4 protein-coding genes are annotated in these 3171 nt (G+C 70.5%); 3 read left to right on the top strand and 1 reads right to left on the bottom strand.

Annotated features, from left to right (window positions below):
* Window positions 1-936, bottom strand: a 936-nt coding sequence (locus AE652_RS18715; RefSeq protein WP_049652944.1) for an ALF repeat-containing protein, incomplete at its 3' end; no start/stop codon positions are given.
* 539 nt (window positions 937-1475) lie between these two features.
* On the opposite strand from AE652_RS18715, the gene AE652_RS18710 reads away from it, so the two are divergent.
* From AE652_RS18710 to AE652_RS18700, 3 genes are all read left to right on the top strand, one after another.
* On the top strand, window positions 1476-1967 hold the full coding sequence (locus AE652_RS18710; RefSeq protein ID WP_063780187.1) for a hypothetical protein: 492 nt from the start codon (window positions 1476-1478) through the stop codon (window positions 1965-1967).
* A gap of 50 nt (window positions 1968-2017) precedes the next feature.
* On the top strand, window positions 2018-2536 hold the full coding sequence (locus AE652_RS18705; protein WP_049652939.1) for a hypothetical protein: 519 nt from the start codon (window positions 2018-2020) through the stop codon (window positions 2534-2536).
* A 49-nt stretch (window positions 2537-2585) separates the two neighbouring features.
* On the top strand, window positions 2586-3171 hold a 586-nt coding region (locus AE652_RS18700), incomplete at its 3' end, for a trypsin-like serine protease (RefSeq protein WP_049652937.1).

The following is a 3171-nucleotide window of genomic DNA, read 5'->3' as shown; positions in this document are numbered from 1 at the left end:
GTTCGACGCCGCGTAGGCGGCGGCCCGCGCACCCGCGTTGGCCGCACGAGCTGCCGCCATCGCCGTCTGCGCCGCCGCACCCGCGCGCTCGGCCGCCGTCGCGGCCTTGTTCGCCGCCTCCGTCGCCTTGGCCGCGTCATTGCCGGCCTTCTGCGTCTCCGACGCGGCCAGCGCAGCGGCCTCCATGGCCTTCTGCGCCTCGTAGACCGCCTTGTCCTTGGCCTCGATCGCCGCCGCAGTCTCCTGCGCCGCCTGCGCGCCCGCGTCCTTCGCCTGCTGCACCAGCTGCGCGATGCTCGCACGCTCCTGGTCACGGCTCTGCGCGATGTACTGGCCGACCGCCAGGAAGTCGCGCACGTCCTCGATCGACCCGTTCAGCGCCGCACGCGCCGCCGCCTGGGTGTTCGTGCCGCCGTTGCTGAGGATCTGCACCAGCTTGAGCCGGTCGTCGGAATCCTTCGCCGGGAACTGGCCCTCGGTCAGGAACCGCTGCAGATCATCACTGTTGTTGCTGCGCAGCGCCGCGTCACCGGCAGCCTGCAGGTTGCTGCCCGCGCCCATCGCGGGGTCGGTGAGCCGGGTGATCATCAGCCGCCGGTCGGCGTCGAGAGCCGCCTGCCAACCGCCCTGCAGGAAGGCGCGCAACTCGTCGGGAGTTCCATCGATCGCCTTGTCCGCGGCCTCGCGGACCTTCGGCCCGCCCACGCTGGAGATCTGTGTGGCGGCGAGCAGGTCGTCCAGGCGCTGGGTGCCGGCGAGGTCGTTGTCGACGAACCGCTTCACGTCCTGGTCGGAACCGGCGAGCGCGGCCTCGGCGAGCTCGTGGACGCGAGGGCCGCCGTTGAGCCACGCGGTCAACGCGCGCTCACGGGGGGTCGGTTGGACCGGCCCGCCGGTCGGCTCGGCAGCGACGGCGCTCTGGATGCCGGATCCCACCAGACCGGCCGTCAGGGCGAGCGGCAGCAGGCTCAGGGAGAGCCTGCCCAGTAGCGGCGGCCTTCCCCTCCCTTGCCGTCGCGAGCGGGATATCGATTGGCGCACCGGAAAACCTCCACTGTCGACATCGGCCGAATCCAGGCCGCAGCGGAGCCTACGTCAAATGATGTCACGACAGAACGCTTACGAAGTCAAGAAGTTGAGAGTTGAGACACGTGCAATAAACCCTCTCAGTGGGCCCATATTTCGGCAAAGCGAGCGCATCGCCAGGAAGTGCCCAAGCTATTCGAAACTGTGACAGAGCGCCTGCTCGGGAGGGGTCTCCGGAAGAAAGACCTGGCGTGTCGTCAGTTTCATCTGGTTCGATGGGGCCGCATTCCGTCCTTGATCACGAAGGCGCCGGGTGGTTGATTCCGTGCATCCCCATCACCCATGACGCGCCATCACGACATGTTGGTTCGCCCGCTATCAAGGGTGGTTCGCACCAATCCGTGGATCTGCCCGTCAGGGCAACACCAGATGAACGAAGAGGAATAGTCATGGCAAAGCGCATGTCCCGCTTGCTCGTTGGCGGTGCGGTCGCCGTGGCCGCCACGCTCGGCGCCACCGCACTGGCCTCCGCCGACGGCACTCCGGCGGACAACTCGGCCGCGCCGGTGGCGATCGAGGACTTCAACTACCCCGGCCCGGCGCCGTACCCCAACGTCAAGCTGCTGCGCGGCGACGGCCACATCGTGCTGTCCGACTGCGCCGTCGACAGCCAGATCAGCGTGTTCAGCTTCGACCTGCCCAACGCCGGCGGCAACCAGATCTGCTTCCGCGCCACCAGCACCACCGGCTACCTCGCCCTGGAGGTGCCCAACGTGTTCCGCATCCGCACCGACGCCTACTCGCTCAACGCCAAGCTCACCAGCGTCGACGGCGCGCAGAGCGTCGACATCGCCAAGGGCACCGCCCTCCCCGTCGGGATCGGCAGCGGCTCCGGCAACGGCAAGCCGGCCGCCCTGCTCGAACTGCGCGTCACCGGCTGACCAGCACCGGCCCGTACCGCTCCCCGCTCACCTTCCCGATGGAGTCCCAGGTGACCCACACCCCCCTTCGCACGGCCGGAAGGACCGGCCGCGCCACCGCAGGCCGGTGGCTGGCCGCCGCCGCCGTGACCGCCACGGCCCTCGCCGGCGCCACCACACTCGCCGCAGCCGACACCACCCCCGCCGACAACTCCGCCGCACCGCCCGCGGTCGAGGACTTCGCCTACCCGGGCGCCGCCGCGATCACCAAGGTGAAGCTGCTGCGCGGCGACGGCCACATCCTGCTCGGCGAATGCTCCAAGCCCAACCAGATCCAGGTCTGGACCATGGCCCCGGGCAACCCGGACAACCAGATCTGCTTCACCGTCTCCGGCACCACCGGGTCGCTCACCCTCGAGCTGCCCCAGGTCTTCGCCATCCAGACCTCCGGCGGCCGCGCGGTCCGGGCCGGCCTCACCGACGGCACCACCCAGCAGACCCTCGAGGTCCCCAAGGACGGCTTCAAGTCGGTCGGCAAGGGCAGCAACGGCAACGCGACCAGCCTCCTCGAACTGACCGTCACCGGCTGACAGCCACCCGCGCATCCACCTCCCACCTCTCACCTCCGGGAATCCCCCTATGCCTCGCAACTCCTCGACCCGCAACCTGCGGGCGGGTGTGCTGGTCGCGGCCGCCGCCGCCGGCACGCTGAGCACCGTCTCTCCGGCGGGCGCCGTGGTCGGCGACGCGGCCGCCAACGACACCTACACCGCCACCACCCGTCTGGTGGTCGGTGACAACCTGCGGGCCTGCACCGGCGCGCTGGTGGACCGCTACTGGGTGCTCACCGCGGCCTCCTGCTTCTCCGACGACCCGGCTCAGCCGCAGGCCCTGGCCGCCGGTGCGCCGAAGTGGAAGACGACCGTGACGGTCGGCGGCCAGTCGGCCGAGGTGGCCGAGCTGGTGCCGCGTCAGGACCGTGACCTCGTCATGGCCCGTCTCGCCACGCCCGTGGACGGCATAGCCCCGCTGCCGCTGGCGACCGCTGCCCCGACGGCCGGGCAGAGCCTGCGCGTTCCCGGTTTCGGCCGGACCAAGGACGAGTGGGTGCCGTCCAAGCTCCACACCGGCGTGTTCACCCTCGACACGGTGAGCGCGACGGGCATTGGCACCACCGGCACCGGCGGCGCCGCGATCTGCAAGGGCGACACCGGCGCCCCCGCCA

Source organism: Kitasatospora sp. MY 5-36 (assembly GCF_001182915.1).
Classification (GTDB): Bacteria; Actinomycetota; Actinomycetes; order Streptomycetales; family Streptomycetaceae; genus Kitasatospora.
Note: the sequence above shows the minus strand (reverse complement) of the source record. Positions and strands in the feature narration are given on the sequence as shown.

What these genes read in the sequence shown, in the direction of transcription:
- AE652_RS18710 (WP_063780187.1), top strand. Translation starts at nt 1,476, where the DNA reads ATGGCAAAGCGCATGTCCCGCTTGCTCGTTGGCGGTGCGGTCGCCGTG.